This window comes from Streptomyces sp. Ncost-T10-10d (genome assembly GCF_900091955.1).
GTDB lineage: Bacteria > Actinomycetota > Actinomycetes > Streptomycetales > Streptomycetaceae > Streptomyces.
The window spans coordinates 1-16,792 of record NZ_FMDF01000218.1; the positions used below are offsets into that span (position 1 = coordinate 1).

Below are 16,792 nucleotides of genomic sequence, written 5' to 3' on the forward strand. Positions count from 1 at the left end.
CGTGTCGGGCGGGGCCTTGGTCGCGGTGTCGATGTCCTTGGCGGAGGACTCCTTGCCGTCCGAGACCTTCCCGTCGACCTCGTCCTTGATCTTGTCGGCCTTGCCGGACTTGGAGAACTTGTCGGCGTCGTCGAGGTTCTTCGGCGCCTGCGCGTCGATCGCCTTGTTCACCGCGTCGATGAACGCCTGCTTGTTGAACTCACCCGGCTTCGCCGCGTTCATCTTCTCCGCGTTCGCCGCCTTGCCCTGCGCCTCCCTGTCGTCGGGGGGCGCGACCGCCGCGTCCTGCGCCGACTTCGACTCGGTGGCGGCCGGGGCGTGGTGGGCCAGGCGGACCTTTTTCGCCGCCACATCGGCCTTGACCTTGCGGAACCCAGGGGCCTGGGCCGGCGATGGCTTCACGGGGGCGGTATAGCGCTGTGCGACCAGCCGCGACACCGCCGCATTCCCCGCCACGCGTTGCAGGCGTTGCAGGCTGCGGGGGTCGGGGCGGGGCGGTCGCCCGGTGGGCGGTGGGGTGGGGGTGCCTGCGAACGTGACACTTCGGGCGTGAGTGTCACGTTCTCCTGACGGGGGGTGCCCCCGCGGCCGGACACGGAGGCATTGTCGGGAGAGTCCTTCACCGCAGCGTGCCCTAGTACCCGGGGTACGAGCGGACATCATCGATCTGACCGAGTGTCCCCACCATGTGGCAAGTGTGGGGGCGAGAACGGCCGGAAGCGCGGGCGCCGGTGTGGAGGCCCGGGCAACGAGAACTGCCCGATGGGGCAGGTGTCCGGGCCGGGAGCCGCCCGGTCGTTGCATGGGCGACGGTGCGCCGAACCGGTCAGTGGCCGGGCGCGGTGTCCAGGGCCAGTGCGGCGAAGGTGGCCGGTCAGTGGTCCGTGCAGGCGCAGTGCTCGGCGCGATTCAGTTGCCGCCGGACGGGCGCCCGGTGGTGTTCCTCAACGACCATCCGACGAGGGGGGTGCCCGGTTGTCGGTGTCGTGCACGAAACCGCACTCGCGGGTGCGGCACAGACGGTGCCGGGAACCGGGTGCGGTTTCGTGCGGCCGGGCTGAGGACCGGCCGGCCTCGGCCGCCGCAGCCCCGTGCGGCCGGGACCGTGCGGCTGCCCCACGCCACCGTCCTACGCCGCAGCCCTGAACCCCCGCAGCCGCAGCGAGTTGCCGACCACGAAGACCGACGAGAACGCCATTGCCGCGCCCGCGATCATCGGGTTGAGCAGGCCGGCCGCGGCGAGCGGCAGGGCGGCCACGTTGTAGGCGAAGGCCCAGAACAGGTTCGTACGGATGGTGCCCAGCGTCTTGCGGGAGAGCCGGATGGCGTCCGCTGCGGCCCGCAGGTCCCCGCGCACCAGCGTCAGGTCACCGGCCTCGATCGCGGCGTCCGTGCCCGTACCCATCGCCAGGCCCAGGTCGGCCTGGGCGAGGGCGGCCGCGTCGTTGACACCGTCACCGACCATGGCGACCGAACGGCCCTCGGCCTGGAGGCCCTTGACGACGTCGACCTTGTCCTCCGGCATGACCTCCGCGTACACCTTCTCGATCCCGACCTCGGCCGCGACCGCCTCGGCCACCGCCCGGTTGTCGCCGGTGAGCAGGATCGGGGTCAGACCGAGGGCACGCAGCCGCTCGACGGCCTCCGCGCTGGTGTCCTTCACCGCGTCGGCGACTTCGAGGACCGCCCGTGCCTCGCCGTCCCAGGCGACCGCGATGGCCGTCCGGCCGGCGGCCTCCGCCGCGGCCTTCTGCCGGGCCAGTTCCACCGGCAGGTGGATCTCCCACTCGGCGAGCAGCTGCTCACGGCCGACGAGGACGGCGTGCCCCTCGACGATGCCCTGGACACCGAGTCCCGCGACGTTGGCGAAGTCCTCGGGGGTGGGCAGGGCGGCGCCGGTGCGCTCGGCGGCACCGGCGGCGACGGCCTGGGCTATGGGGTGCTCCGAGGAGTGCTCCAGGGCGCCCGCGAGCCGCAGCACATCGCTCTCGTCCGTACCGTCCGCCGTGTGCACGTCCAGCAGGGTCATCCGGCCGGTGGTGACCGTGCCGGTCTTGTCGAGGACGATCGTGTCGACGCGGCGCGTGGTCTCCAGGACCTCCGGGCCCTTGATCAGGATGCCGAGCTGGGCGCCGCGTCCCGTACCGACCATGAGAGCGGTGGGAGTGGCGAGGCCCAGGGCGCAGGGGCAGGCGATGATCAGTACGGCGACGGCGGCGGTGAACGCCGCGGTCAGGCCGGCGCCGTTGCCGAGCCAGAAACCGAGCGTGCCGAGCGCGAGGGCGATGACGACGGGGACGAAGACGGCCGAGATCCGGTCCGCGAGACGCTGGGCCGCGGCCTTGCCGTTCTGCGCGTCCTCGACGAGCTTCGCCATCCGGGCCAGCTGGGTGTCGGCGCCGATGCGGGTGGCCTCGACGACGAGCCTGCCGCCCGCGTTCAGCGTGGCCCCGGTGACGGAGTCGCCGACGCCGACCTCCACGGGCACGGACTCACCGGTGAGCATCGACGCGTCCACGGCCGATGCGCCCTCCACGACGGTGCCGTCGGTGGCGATCTTCTCGCCGGGGCGGACCAGGAACCGGTCCCCGACCTGGAGGTCGGCGGTCGGCACGGTCACCTCACGGCCGCCGCGCAGCACGGTCACTTCCTTGGCGCCGAGCTCCAGCAGCGCCTTGAGGGCCGCGCCCGCCTTCCGCTTGGAGCGGGCCTCGAAGTAGCGCCCGGCCAGGATGAAGGCCGTGACTCCGGCCGCGGCCTCCAGATAGATGTTCCCGGCGCCGTCGCTGCGGCCGATGGTCAGCTCGAACGGGTGGGTCATGCCGACCATGCCCGCCGTGCCGAAGAACAGTGCCCACACCGACCACAGGAACGCGGCCGAGGTGCCGACCGAGATCAGGGTGTCCATCGTTGCCGCGCCGTGCTTGGCGTTGGTCCAGGCGGCGCGGTGGAAGGGCCAGGCGGCGTACGTGACGACGGGGGCCGTCAGGGTCAGCGAGAGCCACTGCCAGTAGTCGAACTGGAGCGCCGGGACCATCGACATGGCGATCACCGGCACGGCGAGTGCGACGGCGGTGAGCAGCCGCTGCCGCAGGGGCCGCAGCTCGTCGGCCTCCGCGGCCCCGGGGGCGTCGTCCTCGGTACGTACCGGGGGAGCGGGCTCGTGCGCGGTGTAGCCGGTCTTCTCGACGGTGGCGATCAGGTCCTGTACGGAGATGTCCTCGCCCCGGTAGCTGACCTTTGCCTTCTCGGTGGCGTAATTGACGGTGGCCTCGACGCCGTCCATCCGGTTGAGCTTCTTCTCGATACGGGCCGCGCAGGAGGCGCAGGTCATGCCGCCGATCGCGAGCTCGACCTCTGCGGTGGTGCCGACGGCTGTTCCGGTGCCGGTTGTGGCGGTGTGCGCGGACACGGTGTCCTCCCTGGCGGAGAGTTGATACCCCTAGGGGGTATGCATTGCTGGTTCAGGTATACCCCCCACCCCTATAAAACGCAAGGGTGATCCGCCGTCGGGGCCCGGAGTGTGCGCGTCCGATCGCCTGATATGCGTCTGACCTCACGTATCTTCACGTCACGTCGAGGCTGCGCCCTCGACCGGCCGCCCCGTAGGCTGGTCATTGGACTAGACCTATTTTCATCGCTGCTTCCTGGAGGATTGGGATCACATGAGCAACCGTGCAGTCCTGGAGGTGATCGCTCTCGACGCGGGGGACGCGGTCGCTGCCCAGGAGGGTGGTGCAGACCGGCTCGAGCTGGTCACCGACATGGCGGCGGACGGTCTGACCCCGTCCTGCGCGACCTTCGCGGAGATCCGGGCGGCAGTGGACATTCCGCTGCGGGTGATGCTCAGGCTGGCGGACGGCTTCGCGGCCGGTGACATCGATGTGCTCGTGGCCAGGGCGCACGAGCTGCGGGCGGAGGGCGCCGAGGAATTCGTCCTGGGCTTCCTGGACGCCGAGGGCCACCCGGACCTGGTCGCCGTCGAGCGGCTCGTCGCCGAGCTGGACGGCTGCCGCTGGACCTTCCACCGCGCGATCGACCGGGCCGCCGACCGGGACGCCCTGCGCAAGCAGCTGGCGGACATGCCGGGCCTGGACACGTACCTCACGGCGGGTTCGCCCAAGGGCGTCGACGACGGCATCCCGACGCTGCTGGCCGAGGCGGCGCGCAAGGGCGAGCCCGGCTACGAGCCGCAGATCCTGGTGGGCGGCGGGCTCCGCCTGGAGCACCTGCCGGAGCTGCTGTCCGCGGGCATCGACGCCGTACACATCGGCGGCGCCGCGCGCCCGCACGGCTGGTCGGGGCCGGTGGACGCGGCGGCGGTACGCGAGTGGCGGACGGTGCTCGACGCGTAGCGGGGCGGGGCGGTGCGGGGCGGGCGCCCCGCGACGGGCTTGTTCCCCGACCCGCCCCTTCCCGTAACCGGGGCCCCGCCCCGGACCCCGCTCCTCAAACGCCGGAGGGGCCGGAACGCGCCGCGCTACACCAGGTGAGCCGGCAGTTCCGCCGCATGCACCACCGTCAGCCCCGACACCGCACGCGTCAGCGCCACGTACAGCCGGCGCAGCCCCGTGCGCTCGTCCGGCTCGCCGTCCACCACCGCGGCCGGCTCGTCCAGTACCACGTAGTCGTACTCCAGGCCCTTCGCCAGTGACGCCGGGACCAGGGTCAGCCGGGACTCGGCGCTCGTCTCCTCACCGGGGGAGAGGAACGCGTGGCCCGCCGCGGCCAGCGCATCGGCCAGCGCCGGAATCCGCGCATCGGCCGCGATCAGCCCGATCGACCCCTCCTGCCTCAACGACTCCTCGCACGCCGCCACCACCGTCGCGTCCAGCTCCGCCGGATCGCCCACCTCCCGTACCTCCAGCGAACCCGGCGACTCACGCACCGACTCCACCGCCGCGAGGCCCGGCGAGATCACCGGCAGCAGCCGTGAGGCGTACGCGATCACCTCGCGCGGCACACGGAAGCCCGCCGTCAGCTCCTCCACCACCGCGTCCGACTTGCCCAGGTGGTGCAGCGCCTGCGCCCAGCTCTCCGTCGACCACGGCGTCGTGCCCTGCGCGAGGTCACCGAGAACCGTCGCCGAACCCGTCGAGCAGCGGCGGCCCACCGCCCGGTACTGCATGGGGGACAGGTCCTGCGCCTCGTCGAGCACCACATGGCCGAGCGAGTGCGTACGCGCCACCAGGTCGTTCGCCTCGTCGATCAGCACCGCGTCCGCCGCCGACCATTTCGCGGACTTCACGCTGCGGACCGGCCTGGTCCACAGGATCGTCTTCTGCTCGTCCTCGGTGAGCAGCCCCTCCGCGTGCGCGGCCAGGAACTCCGCGTCGACGAGCAGCCGCAGCACCAGCTTGGCCGGTTCGACGGCCGGCCAGATCGCCTTCACGGCCGCCTTCACGGCGGGGTTACGGGCCACCGCGTTCTGCACCCGGTCGTCGGGCGCCTCGCCGGCCTCCTCCATCCGGACCAGGACGGAGTGCGCGATGCGCTGCGGAAGCGCCTCATGGGCGGCCCCGTACCGCATGTCGCGGGCCAGCAGTTCGGTGACGATCTCCTCCAGCTCGTACGCCGGCACCCGCCAGCGGCGCGAACCGCGCACCACCATCACCGGCTCCGTCGGCAGCGTCACATGTGAACGGATCGCCCGCCGCAGCACCTCCGCCATCCTGGCGTCGCCCTTGACGACGGCGGCTGCCGCCGAGTCCGTGCCGCGCACCTCGATGCCCGCCGTCACCAGATCGTCGACGGTCGCCTGCTTCACCTCCAGCTCGCCGAGGGCCGGGAGCACCTGCTCGATGTAGTGGAGGAAGGACCGGTTCGGCCCGATGACCAGCGTGCCGGTCCGGGCCAGGCGCTCCCGGTGGGCGTAGAGGAGATACGCGACACGGTGCAGGCCGACGGCCGTCTTACCGGTGCCGGGCCCTCCCTGCACGCAGACCGTCCCGCCGAGACCGCTACGGACGATCTCGTCCTGCTCCGGCTGGATCGTCGCGACGATGTCACGCATCGGACCGACACGCGGCCGTTCGATCTCCGCCTGGAGGAGCTTGCTGGTCTGCGCGGCCTCGGTGGGGTCGCTGAGGTGCTCGTCCTCGTACGCGGTCAGCTCACCGCCGGTGTAGCCGAAGCGGCGGCGCTGGCCGACGTCCTGGGGGTCCTTCTTGGAGGCCCGGTAGAACGGCTGCGAGACGGGGGCACGCCAGTCGATGACCATCGGGTCGCCGTCGGCGTCATGGACGTGGCGACGCCCGATGTAGAACTGCTCTCCCTCGGCACCCTCGGCCTGCTCGGCGCCGACCCGGTGCAGATAGTCCAGGCGGCCGAAGAAGAGCGGGGTGTGGGCGAGATCGGCGAGGGACTTGATGCGCTCGTCGATCTGGGCCTGCAGGACGGCCGCGTTGACCCAGTTCGCGGTGACATCGCGGATGTCGAGGGCCTGGGCGTCCTCGCGCATGGCGCGCAACGCGGAGCGGGACGCGGCGAGATGGGCGCGTTCACGAGCCAGGGGATCGGTGGTGGTGTCGCTTTCGTGTTCGTGCGCGGGCACGGTGTTGCCTCCGGCTTTTCAACGCAGGACGGCGGACCGCACCTCGCCCCCGGTTACGGCTCGGGGGTGACGCGGTCCGCTCGGGGATCGATCACGGGGTACGCACGCGGGTGTACGTACAGCTGTCGGCCGGTTTCCGTCCGGTCGGCGGCGCTCCCCCGGCTGCCGGCGATGGCCGGTACCACGGTGCGGGAGGCGGGCAGACCGGCGATTGTATCGACCGTCCTCGTCACGGTCGAACGGTTTTGATGCCGGGTCCGTCCCGTAGGGGACGCCGTGCGACCGGAGACCTACGCGCACCCCTTCAGGGTTCCGTCCGCAGGTCGATGCCTTCACGGGCCGGGCGCAGGACCATGGAGTACATGAGCACCGTCTCTCTGAACCCCCGCAGGACCGGCCCCGCGCACGGCGCGACCGCGGCCACCGGTCACCCGCACACCCATCGCGTCGGCGACGCCCTGCGTGCCGTCAAGGTCTACGCCCGCGCCGCGTTCGGCGTGCTCGTCCTCGGCGAGTACGCGGAAGAGGCGGGCGTCCACCGAGGCGTCCACCGAGGCGTTCACCGCCGCGAGCACTGAGTACGCACAACCTCCCCGGTGTGAGTATCCGACCGGAGGCGTCGCGGCCCTGCCCCGGGGCGCCAGGGCCACCCGAACATCATGTGGACCGCCGCCCGGGCGATTCCGTACATGACACCTCCGGGCCTGTTCGTCACCCGGGTTCTGCCGTGGCGCTCGCGCCGGACCGCGGCCCGTCGACGGGCCGCGGCCTTCGCGCCGCTGCCGCACGCGGCGATCGCGGCGGACCTGCTGCCGCTGTTGATCTTCCGTCACTGACCGGCGTACGCGGGCCGTTCACCGGCCTCAGCTGTCGGCCAGCAGCTCGTCCGCGTCCACGATCCGGTACGCGTACCCCTGCTCGGCCAGGAAGCGCTGGCGGTGCGCCGCGAAGTCCTGGTCGATCGTGTCGCGGGCGACCACCGAGTAGAACCGCGCCTCGTGCCCGTCCGCCTTCGGCCGCAGCACCCGGCCGAGCCGCTGCGCCTCCTCCTGCCGCGAGCCGAACGTACCCGACACCTGAATGGCGACGGTCGCCTCCGGCAGGTCGATGGAGAAGTTCGCGACCTTCGACACCACCAGGACGCTGAGTTCACCCTCCCGGAACGCGTCGAAGAGCTTCTCGCGCTGGGCGTTGCTCGTCTCGCCCTTGATCACCGGGGCGCCCAGATGCTCACCCAGCTCGTCGAGCTGGTCGATGTACTGCCCGATGACAAGGGTCTGCTCGCCCCGGTGCTTGCGCACCAGCGCCTCCGTCACCATCCGCTTCGTCGCGGTCGTCGCACAGAACCGGTACTTCTCCTCGGTTTCCGCGGTGGCGTAAGCGAGCCGCTCCGAGTCCGTCAGATTGACCCGCACCTCGACACAGTCGGCGGGCGCGATGTAGCCCTGCGCCTCGATCTCCTTCCACGGGGCGTCGAACCGCTTGGGCCCGATCAGCGAGAAGACGTCCGACTCACGGCCGTCCTCACGCACCAGCGTCGCGGTGAGGCCGAGACGGCGTCGGGCCTGCAGGTCGGCGGTGAACTTGAAGACGGGCGCGGGAAGCAGATGCACCTCGTCGTAGATCACCAGACCCCAGTCGCGGGAGTCGAACAGCTCCAGGTGCGGGTAGATGCCCTTGCGGCGCGTCGTCAGCACCTGGTAGGTGGCGATGGTGACCGGCCGGATCTCCTTGCGCGTACCGCTGTACTCGCCGATCTCGTCCTCGGTCAGCGAGGTCCGCTTCACCAGCTCGTGCTTCCACTGCCGGGCCGAGACGGTGTTCGTCACCAGGATCAGCGTGGTCGCCTTGGCCTGGGCCATCGCACCTGCCCCGACCAGCGTCTTCCCCGCACCGCAGGGCAGCACGACGACACCCGAGCCGCCGTGCCAGAACCCCTCGACGGCCTGCTTCTGGTACGGCCGCAGCGCCCAGCCGTCCTCCGCGAGCTCGATGGGGTGCGCCTCGCCGTCCACGTAACCCGCGAGGTCCTCGGCCGGCCAGCCCAGCTTCAGCAGCGTCTGCTTGATCTGCCCGCGCTCCGAGGGGTGCACGGCGACGGTGTCCGGGTCGATCCGTGCCCCGACCAGTGGCTGGACCTTCTTCGACCGGAGGATCTCCTCCAGCACGGGCCGGTCCGTGGAGGTCAGCACCAGACCGTGCACCGGATCCTTGGAGAGCGTGAGGCGGCCGTACCTGGCCATCGTCTCGGCGATGTCGACGAGCAGCGCGTGCGGAACGGGATAGCGCGAGTACTGCACGAGCGCGTCGACGACCTGCTCGGCGTCGTGCCCGGCAGCGCGCGCGTTCCACAGCCCGAGCGGGGTCAGCCGGTAGGTGTGGATGTGCTCGGGCGCCCGCTCCAGCTCGGCGAAGGGCGCGATCGCCCGACGGCAGGCGTCGGCCTGATCGTGGTCGACTTCCAGGAGCAGTGTCTTGTCGCTTTGAACGATGAGGGGTCCGGTCACGCGCTTCGGCCCTTTCTGCTGCGGGAACGGCCGGGAACGGCCAAACGTCCAGTGTGCCGCATGTGGGGGCCATGGGGCGGTGTGCTGCTCCACACAGGGACGTACGGTCCAGGGAGGACCGATGCCGCCACCGGGGCGACGGCCCCGGAACGATCGGACCGGCCGGACGACCGGAGTTCGGTGGCTGCCGTCGCCGCCGCGCCCGGCTTGAGCGACGTGAGCCTCAGGACGTGGCGTCGTCGGCCAGTTCGGCGACGCCGGTGATCCGGTGCAGCGGGTACGTGCGGACCTCGTCCGCCGTGTGGTCGTACGCGGTGACGAACCCGCCCTCGACCCGGACGGGGGCGATGACGCGCTGGCTGGCCGCGCCGTCCGCGTTGACGTAGCCGATCCAGAGCGCCGAGCCGGTCATCGCGGCGGCCTGGACGGTGGCGAGGGTCTCGGCGGAGGTCGTACGGGGCAAGGAGCCGGACGAGGCCGGGGGCGCGTCGGCCGGGTCCTTGCGGACCACCGTGGCGGCCGTGTCCCCGGCACGGATCGCCCTCACTGCCGCGCCGAGCAGGGTGGCGTCCGGGACCGGAGGGCCCTCGGGCACGGGGACGGGAGCCGTGCGGGGCGGGGTGCGGCGGGCGCCCGCGCGGGTGATCAGGACATCGCCCTCGGCGGACTCGGCGGCCGGCGCGTACCCCATCTCGCGCAGCCCTTCGAGCAGGGACGCCGGGTCGACCTGGGCGGCCAGGGCCGTCGGTGCGAGGCGGCGCAGGCGCAGGGTGGCCGAGCGCCGGTCGGCGAGGATCTCGTTCAGCACGGCCTCGTCGTCGCAGCGCACGTACGAGGAGGCGGCGCCGATCCGCAGATGACCGTGGCGGCGGGCGACGTCGTCGATGAGGTAGCTGAGCGGCTGCGGCACCGGCGTACGGCTGTGGGCGGCGAGGAACGCGTGCAGATCGGCCGCGGACTGTCCGGCGTCCAGGGCGCGGCGTACGGACCCGGGGGTGAACCGGTAGACCGTCGCGCCGCCCTTCGACTCGATGTCCGCGAGGGCGGAGAGCATGTCCGCCAGCGGGCGCTCCAGCGGGCCGGGGGCGACGGCCGTCAGGTCGGCCTGGAGCAGGACGTGGTTCAACGGCTCCGGGATGAGGGGCGCGAGCAGCGCGGCGGCCTCGGCCGGCCCGGAGTCGAGCAGGGCGCGGGTGTGCGCGGCGAGCGCGCCGCGGCCGGTGATGCCGAGGAGCTCGGACTCGTTGAGCGTCCACAGGGCGATCCGGGACCGCAGGTCGGTGGTGTCCCCGGCGGAGGCGGAGGCACCGCGCAGGGGGCGTTCCCAGCGGAGCCGGGCGAGCACGGTCTCCGGGTCGGGGGCGGTGCCCGGTTGCAGGGCGGCGAGGAGGGCCAGGACCCGGTGGCGCACCTCGGGGGCGGCGGAGCGGTCGAGGTCGGGGCCGAGGGCGGACAGGGCCCGGCCCTTGGCGTCCTGGCCGCCGACCAGACCCGGGGTACGGGTGGCGGCGAGCCAGGCGGTGGCGAGATGCACCCAGCGGTCCTGGGCGGGGAGTTCGGCCCAGTCGTCGTACGCGGGCGTCGGCGCGTACCGTTCGTCGGCCTCTCCGTCGGAGGCCAGCAGCCCGGCCGCGTAGGCGAGTTCGACCCAGAACGCGGCGACGGGCTCGGAGACGTCGAGGGTGGTGGCGGTCCTCTTCAGCTCGCGCACACTGAGCCCGCCGGAGCGCAGTATCGCGGGGCCGCCGCCGTTCCAGCTCTTCAGCAGCTCCTCGACGGTGCTCACCGCCAGGAACGCCTGGCCGGCCGCGGCGCTGTCCACGGCCTGTGGATCACGGTTCGCGACCGCCTCCACGGCGGGCGGCTGCGGTTCCGGCACGCGGTGGGCGCGTCCGGCCCGCAGATGCAGGGCGGCCTCGCGGGGCAGCACCACGGTACGGGTCGACACGGGCAGCAGCAGCCCGCGGTCGCGCAGCCATTTCACGGGCGGGGTGGGGTTCGGGGTGATCTCCCCGTACGGCGGCCCCCACACCAGCCGGTCCAGTACGGACAGGGCTTCGGCGGGGGCGGTGTCCAGCAGCTCACCCATCCTGGCCCGGTCGGTGAAGAGCGCGGACAGGGATGTCACGGCGGAGACCGGGTCATGGGTGGCGGGCAGTCCGGCGGTTGCCAGGATGTCCTGGAGGCGGCCCGGCGACATTCCGGCGGTCGCCTCCGCGACGGTCGGGCCCAGACCGGTCGGGGAGGGGTGCTGCGGGGAGGGCGCGAGGAGTTCGCGCGCGGTGCGCACCAGCCGCAGCCGGTCGTCCTCGCCCCAGACGAGGGCCTGTTCGCGCAGGGTGGTCAGGGCGGCGGGCAGCGCGTCCCCGATCGCCGTGTCCGCGTCGCCGCGGTGCTCGCCGTCGTCCCTGCCGTCGCCGGTGAGGAGGCCGAGCAGCGTCTCGTACGGGGCGGGGTCGGGGGCGACGGCGAGCGCCTCGGCGGTCTGCAGAGCGAACCGGTCGAGGTGTTCCAGGGCGCGTACGACGGAGGCGCGCGTGCCGGCTCTCGTCGCGAGCTGAGTGATGTCGCCCGGTACGGGGGTGAGGAGATCGGGGCGGGCACGCAGCAGCCCCGCCAACGACTCGTCGTCCCGGGCGCGGAGAGCTTCGGCGAGCGTCCGCGGTGGTGTGGTCATCCCCATCCGTCCCACGGTAGTCGCTCCGGACAGGCCCGAGGGCGCTACCGTCGGTGCAGGGCGCCAGAGGGGAACCATCGCGTGGGGATCGAGAGCGACCAGCTCGTCTACGACTATCTGAGCCGGATCGGGGACCTGGCACAGCAGCAACAGCTGTCCTCGGGGACCCGGATGAGGCTCGTTTCGACTCTCCGGGGCGAGATCGACCGGCAGCGCGGAACGCAGTCCGCGGACACCCCGGCGGCGGTCCGCCGCATCATCGGGAGGCTCGGGACACCGGACGAACTGGTCGCCGCTGCGGCCGCGTCGGCGGACGGGACGGTGGAGCTGCCCCAGCAGCCGGAACCCGCCGTGGGGGAGGGGCGCGGCATTCCCCGTCCGCGCAAGGGGATGCTCCGGAAAGACAGTTCCGGCAAGGGCGCGTCGCAGGCGCGGGCGGAGGTGCCGGACGGGGAAATGGACGGCGCGGCGGACTCCGTGGCTCCGGAAGCGGCGGCCGGTCGGGTGCCTTCGCCGCCGCACATGGCCGGTACGGACGAACTGGGGCCGTCCGGGAGCGAGCCCGACTGGTGGCGGATCGAGCCGGAGCCGTTCGGTGACGGGGTCGATGTGCCGGGGTTCGTCGGCGGTGTCGAGATCCCGGACATGATGAAGCCGCCGCCGGCCCGGGACGCCGTCCCGCGCCCGCGTACGGGCGACTCGGCGGACGACGGTCCGGCCGAGGACGTCGGCACCGACGAGGCCGCGCCGCGACGCCGACGGCTCCCGGGTCTCCGCCGCCGCGCCCCGCGCGAGTCGAGGGCCCGGGGTTTCTCCCACCCCTTCCTGCTGCTCGCCGCCGGGCTGCTGGTCGTGGGCGCCGTGATGGGTTCCTGGCTGGCCCTGGCGGGTGGCTGGCTGCTCGCGTACAGCTCGCGCAAGTTGTCCCGTGCGGAGGCGAAATGGGCCGCGATGGGGCTGCCCGGCGTGGTCGTGGCGGGCGCACTCGTCTGGCTCTGGGGCCGGACGGAGGGCCGCTGGGGCGAGCCGATTCCGCAGGACGGGATGGCGGAGGCGCTGAGCGGGGTGTGGCCGGTGGTGGTGCGCACGGCCGCGGTGGCGTCGGCGGTGTTCCTGGTGTGGCGGGCGCGGAAGCGGGTGGGGTAGGCGCGGGTGAGGGTCTCCCGGCCGGCCGGTTCCGTCCTCAGACGCCGGGCGGGCTTGATTTTGCCGCGCTTGCGGGGCACCGGTTCGCCGGGCAACCGTCCTGCCGGGTACCCGTCCGGGCCGCGCCGGAAAGCGGGGCGCGGGTCACGACGCCGGCGCGGCCTGCCAAGGAGCCCCCGGCACCACGAGCGGCGAACCCGTCACCGGGCACGGGACGATCACCGCGTCCAGGCCGAAGACCTCGCGCACGAGACCGGCCGTGACGATGTCGTTCGGGTGGCCCTCGGCGACGATCCGGCCCGCCTTCATGGCGACCAGGTGGTCCGCGTACCGGGCGGCCTGGTTGAGGTCGTGGAGCACGGTGACGACGGTCCGGCCGCGGGTGCCGTCCGCCGCCGGGGCGGTGAGCCGGCGCACCAGGTCCAGGACCTCCACCTGATGGGCGATGTCGAGGTACGTGGTCGGCTCGTCGAGCAGCAGCAGATCGGTCTCCTGGGCGAGCGCCATCGCGATCCAGACACGCTGACGTTGCCCGCCGGACAGCTCGTCCACCGACCGGTCGCCGAGCGCGGTGATGTCCGTACGCTCCATCGCGTCCGTCACCGCCCGCTCGTCCTCCTGGGACCACTGCTGCCACCAGTGCTGATGCGGCTGCCGGCCGCGGGCGACGAGGTCGGAGACGGTGATCGCCTCGGGGGCGACGGGGGTCTGCGGCAGCAGCCCGATCGACTGGGCGATCTTCCGCGTGGGGATCTTCGACAGCTCGGTGCCGTCGAGGAGCACGGCCCCGCCGCGCGGCTTGAGGAGCCGGCCGAGCGCGCGCAGCGTGGTCGACTTGCCGCAGGCGTTCGGGCCGACGATGACGGTGACCTGTCCGTCGGGAACGGCGAGGTCCAGCTCGTGGACGACGGTGCGGTCCTCGTAGGCGAGAGTCAGCTCCCGCACCGTGAGCCGGCTGGTCGCGGTCGCCGTGGTGTCGGACGTACGGGTCGAGCTCATGCAGTGCCTCCACTACGGCCGCGACCGCTGCCGTGGCCGCGGATGATCAGCCAGATCAGATACGGGGCGCCGACCGCCGCCGTCAGAACGCCCACCGGCAGCTCGGTGGGCGAGAAGAGCCTGCGTGCCAGCAGATCCGCGAAGACCACGATCACCGCGCCGAGCAGCGCCGAGCAGAACAGCGGGATCTGCGCGGTACGGGTCATCCGGCGGGCGATCTGTGGGGCGAGCAGCGCCACGAAGTCGACGGGACCGGCCGTCCCGGTCGCCACGGATGCCAGGACCACACCGAGGGCGACGAGCCCCAGCCGTACCCGTCCCAGACGCACCCCGAGGGCCGTCGCGGTGTCGTCGTCCATCGAGACGGTGCGCTGGGCGCGGGCGGCCCACAGGACGGCCGGCAGCAGGATCAGCAGCGTCCAGCCGATCGGTGCGGCCTCGGACCAGCCGCGGCCGTTGAGCGAGCCGGTCATCCAGATCTGAGCCTGCTGGGCGACCAGGTAGTCGCCCTTCGTCAGGAACAGTGTGGTGACGGACCGCAGCGCGATGGCGAAGCCGATGCCGATGAGGACGAAGCGGGTGGCGTGCAGCCCGCCGCGCCAGGCGAAGACGTACACCAGCGCCGCCGCGGCCACTCCGCCGATGACGGACAGATACGGCAGCACGGTGTACGAGGTGACGCCGAAGGTCATCGCGCCGACCGTGAGCGCGCTCGCCCCCTGGCTGATGCCGATGATGTCGGGGCTGGCCAGCGGATTGCGGGCGACGGTCTGGATCAGCGCACCGGCGATCCCGAACGCCGCACCGACCAGCAGCCCCACGACCATCCGCGGCAGCCGCAGCGTGCCGACGACCAGCTCGTCGGGGGACGGCCGCCCCAGGATCACCTTCATGACCTCGCCGGGTGCGACGAAGCTCTCGCCGACGCAGAGGTACGCGATACAGACGCAGGCCAGCAGGACGACGAGGACGGTGGCGACGACGGCCGCCCGCCGGTGCAGCAGGAACCGGCCCCGCGCCCCGATCCGTACGACGTGGTACCCGGCGGGCCGCACCCGGACAGTGGTGTCGCTCATGCGGGCACCGCCTTCCGGCGTACCAGAGTGACCAGGAAGGGAACGCCGATCAGCGCCGTCATCACGCCCGCCGGGACCTCGCTCGGCGGGAAGAGGATGCGGCCGATGACATCGGAGACGAGCAGCATGACGGGTCCGATCAGTGCCGCCATCGGCAGGACCCAGCGGTGGTCGCTGCCGACGATCGCGCGGGCGATGTGCGGGACGGCGAGTCCGATGAACGCGATCGGGCCGGCCGCCGCGACGCCGACACCGGTCAGCACGGTGGCCCCGATGCCGCCGACGATCCGTACCGTCGCGACCTTCTGCCCGAGCCCCTTCGCCACGTCCTCGCCGAGCGCCAGCGCATCGAGCCCGCGGGCGACGGACAGCACGAGCACGGTCCCGACCAGCATGAACGGCCAGATCTGCTGGGCCACATCGGCCTCGCGCCCGGCGATGGAGCCGACCTGCCAGAAGCGGAACTCGTCCAGCGCGGAGGCCTTGGTCGTCAGCACCCCCATCGTCACCGACACCAGCAGCGCGTTGATCGCGGCGCCGCCGAGGGCGAGTTTCACGGGGGTGGCGCCCCCGCGTCCGCTGGAGGCGATGGCGTACACGGCGACGGAGGCGATCGCCGCCCCCGCGAACGCGAACCACACGTATCCCGTCAGGGTGTGGATCCCGGCGTACGCGATGGCCAGCACCACGCCCACCGAGGCGCCCTGGCTGATGCCGAGGATGCCGGGGTCGGCGATGGGGTTACGGGTGATGCCCTGGAGCACCGTGCCCGCGAGGGCCAGTGCCGCGCCGACCATCAGCCCGATCAGGGTGCGCGGCACCCGCATGTTCCGGATGACTTCGGCGGCGTCGGAGTGCCCGCCGTGCAGCAGGGCGTCGAGCACCTCGGACGGGGGTATGGAGCGGGCCCCCACGGCAAGGCTGAGAAGTATCGCCACCAGCAGCGCCGCGACAGCCGCCGCCGTCGCGAGTGCGCGTCTGGAGCGGCGTGGTGCGGCGGCTGACATCGGACCCAATCGAAAGCGAAGCAAAGTTAGGCTTGGCTAAGTCTAAGCACCGCCATTCCGGGGCCCGAGGCCCGTACCGGGACCGCCGCCGTGCGCGGCCCCGTGACAATGGATTCCATGCCTGCGCACCCACTGACGGTCGGTTTCGACCTCGATATGACGCTCATCGACTCCCGGCCCGGTATCAAGGCCGCCTACCTGGCGCTTTCTGCCGAGACCGGGACGCCGATCGACACGGATCTGGTGGTGAGCAGGCTCGGCCCGCCGGTCGACGACGAACTGCGGAACTGGTTTCCGGCCGACGCGGTGGCCGCCACCGCCGACCGCTACCGGGAGATCTATCCCACACACGCCATCGTCCCGACCCCGGCGCTGCCGGGTGCCCGGGAGTCGATCGCCGCGATCCGTGAGCGGGGCGGCCGGGCGATAGTCGTCACCGCCAAGCACCTGCCGAACGCCGAGCTGCACCTGGCGCACCTCGGGATCGAGCCGGATGCGGTGATCGGTGGCCTGTGGGCGGAGGCCAAGGGCCAGGCGCTGCGCGAGCACGGGGCGGATGTGTACGTGGGCGACCACACCGGCGACGTACGGGGCGCCCGCACGGCCGGGGCGCTCTCCGTCGCGGTCACCACGGGCCCGTGCGACGCGGAGGAGCTCCGGGCGGCGGGGGCGGACGTCGTCCTGTCGTCGCTGACGGACTTCCCGTCCTGGCTGGTCGGGTACCTGGACGGGGACGCGGCGTAGGGCCTTCGGCGGGGGCGGATTCACTGAGCGCCGGCCGACAAGTGGGGTGTCGCGGACCGTTCCCCGAAAAGGTCGTCCGGTGC

At 72.5% G+C, this 16,792-nt stretch carries 12 protein-coding genes and 2 pseudogenes; 6 read left to right on the top strand and 8 right to left on the bottom strand.

The window, feature by feature from the left end; all coding sequences use genetic code 11:
• Positions 1 to 402, bottom strand: a pseudogene (locus GA0115254_RS44985) (hypothetical protein); the annotation flags it as partial.
• A 487-nt stretch (positions 403 to 889) separates the two neighbouring features.
• On the opposite strand from GA0115254_RS44985, the pseudogene GA0115254_RS37730 reads away from it, so the two are divergent.
• Positions 890 to 1,061 (top strand): annotated as a pseudogene (locus GA0115254_RS37730) (allophanate hydrolase subunit 2 family protein); the annotation flags it as partial.
• A 68-nt stretch (positions 1,062 to 1,129) separates the two neighbouring features.
• Here GA0115254_RS37730 and GA0115254_RS37735 read toward each other — a convergent pair.
• Complete coding sequence (locus GA0115254_RS37735) at positions 1,130 to 3,412, bottom strand: heavy metal translocating P-type ATPase (RefSeq protein ID WP_093899765.1); 2,283 nt, start codon at positions 3,410 to 3,412, stop codon at positions 1,130 to 1,132.
• A gap of 253 nt (positions 3,413 to 3,665) precedes the next feature.
• Between GA0115254_RS37735 and GA0115254_RS37740 the strand changes: the two genes are divergently transcribed.
• On the top strand, positions 3,666 to 4,355 hold the full coding sequence (locus GA0115254_RS37740) for a copper homeostasis protein CutC (RefSeq protein ID WP_093899766.1): 690 nt from the start codon (positions 3,666 to 3,668) through the stop codon (positions 4,353 to 4,355).
• A gap of 125 nt (positions 4,356 to 4,480) precedes the next feature.
• Here GA0115254_RS37740 and GA0115254_RS37745 read toward each other — a convergent pair whose 3' ends face one another.
• Positions 4,481 to 6,553 carry a HelD family protein gene (locus tag GA0115254_RS37745; RefSeq protein WP_093899767.1) on the bottom strand — a complete coding sequence of 691 codons (2,073 nt, stop codon included), beginning with the start codon at positions 6,551 to 6,553 and terminating at the stop codon, positions 4,481 to 4,483.
• Positions 6,554 to 6,915: 362 nt separating this feature from the next.
• Between GA0115254_RS37745 and GA0115254_RS37755 the strand changes: the two genes are divergently transcribed.
• Both GA0115254_RS37755 and GA0115254_RS44990 read left to right on the top strand, forming a co-directional pair.
• Positions 6,916 to 7,131: a hypothetical protein gene (locus GA0115254_RS37755; protein ID WP_093899911.1), complete on the top strand. Its 216-nt coding sequence runs from the start codon at positions 6,916 to 6,918 to the stop codon at positions 7,129 to 7,131.
• 81 nt (positions 7,132 to 7,212) lie between these two features.
• Entirely contained in the window at positions 7,213 to 7,389 is a 177-nt protein-coding gene (locus GA0115254_RS44990) for a hypothetical protein (RefSeq protein ID WP_176740455.1), read from the top strand.
• Positions 7,390 to 7,416: 27 nt separating this feature from the next.
• On the opposite strand, the gene GA0115254_RS37760 is transcribed toward GA0115254_RS44990, so the two are convergent.
• Positions 7,417 to 9,060, bottom strand: a complete 1,644-nt coding sequence (locus tag GA0115254_RS37760) for a DNA repair helicase XPB (protein ID WP_093899769.1) — start codon at positions 9,058 to 9,060, stop codon at positions 7,417 to 7,419.
• A 223-nt stretch (positions 9,061 to 9,283) separates the two neighbouring features.
• Positions 9,284 to 11,743: a helicase C-terminal domain-containing protein gene (locus tag GA0115254_RS37765; RefSeq protein ID WP_093899770.1), complete on the bottom strand. Its 2,460-nt coding sequence runs from the start codon at positions 11,741 to 11,743 to the stop codon at positions 9,284 to 9,286.
• 75 nt (positions 11,744 to 11,818) lie between these two features.
• On the opposite strand from GA0115254_RS37765, the gene GA0115254_RS37770 reads away from it, so the two are divergent.
• Complete coding sequence (locus GA0115254_RS37770) at positions 11,819 to 12,883, top strand: chromosomal replication initiator protein DnaA (RefSeq protein ID WP_093899771.1); 1,065 nt, start codon at positions 11,819 to 11,821, stop codon at positions 12,881 to 12,883.
• Between the two features lie 144 nt (positions 12,884 to 13,027).
• On the opposite strand, the gene GA0115254_RS37775 is transcribed toward GA0115254_RS37770, so the two are convergent.
• The 3 genes from GA0115254_RS37775 to GA0115254_RS37785 are packed head-to-tail and all read right to left on the bottom strand — an operon-like array spanning position 13,028 to position 15,965.
• Positions 13,028 to 13,882 carry an ABC transporter ATP-binding protein gene (locus GA0115254_RS37775; RefSeq protein ID WP_093899772.1) on the bottom strand — a complete coding sequence of 285 codons (855 nt, stop codon included), beginning with the start codon at positions 13,880 to 13,882 and terminating at the stop codon, positions 13,028 to 13,030.
• The gene (locus tag GA0115254_RS37780; RefSeq protein WP_093899773.1) at positions 13,879 to 14,958 is read right to left on the bottom strand and encodes a FecCD family ABC transporter permease; all 1,080 of its coding nucleotides are present in this window, start codon (positions 14,956 to 14,958) and stop codon (positions 13,879 to 13,881) included. Before GA0115254_RS37780 ends, GA0115254_RS37775 begins: the two co-directional genes overlap by 4 nt.
• Positions 14,955 to 15,965: a FecCD family ABC transporter permease gene (locus GA0115254_RS37785; RefSeq protein WP_093899774.1), complete on the bottom strand. Its 1,011-nt coding sequence runs from the start codon at positions 15,963 to 15,965 to the stop codon at positions 14,955 to 14,957. The genes GA0115254_RS37780 and GA0115254_RS37785 overlap by 4 nt, the downstream gene beginning before the upstream one ends.
• A gap of 117 nt (positions 15,966 to 16,082) precedes the next feature.
• Between GA0115254_RS37785 and GA0115254_RS37790 the strand changes: the two genes are divergently transcribed.
• Positions 16,083 to 16,709, top strand: a complete 627-nt coding sequence (locus GA0115254_RS37790; protein WP_256102981.1) for an HAD family hydrolase — start codon at positions 16,083 to 16,085, stop codon at positions 16,707 to 16,709.
• Positions 16,710 to 16,792: the final 83 nt, after the last annotated feature.

Excerpts from the sequence above, each read along its gene's own strand:
- GA0115254_RS37785 (WP_093899774.1), bottom strand. The coding sequence starts at position 15,965 with ATGTCAGCCGCCGCACCACGCCGCTCCAGACGCGCACTCGCGACGGCG.
- GA0115254_RS37755 (WP_093899911.1), top strand. The coding sequence starts at position 6,916 with ATGAGCACCGTCTCTCTGAACCCCCGCAGGACCGGCCCCGCGCACGGC.
- GA0115254_RS37765 (WP_093899770.1), bottom strand. The coding sequence starts at position 11,743 with ATGGGGATGACCACACCACCGCGGACGCTCGCCGAAGCTCTCCGCGCC.
- GA0115254_RS37740 (WP_093899766.1), top strand. The coding sequence starts at position 3,666 with ATGAGCAACCGTGCAGTCCTGGAGGTGATCGCTCTCGACGCGGGGGAC.
- GA0115254_RS44990 (WP_176740455.1), top strand. The coding sequence starts at position 7,213 with ATGTGGACCGCCGCCCGGGCGATTCCGTACATGACACCTCCGGGCCTG.
- GA0115254_RS37790 (WP_256102981.1), top strand. The coding sequence starts at position 16,083 with ATGCCTGCGCACCCACTGACGGTCGGTTTCGACCTCGATATGACGCTC.
- GA0115254_RS37775 (WP_093899772.1), bottom strand. The coding sequence starts at position 13,882 with ATGAGCTCGACCCGTACGTCCGACACCACGGCGACCGCGACCAGCCGG.
- GA0115254_RS37780 (WP_093899773.1), bottom strand. The coding sequence starts at position 14,958 with ATGAGCGACACCACTGTCCGGGTGCGGCCCGCCGGGTACCACGTCGTA.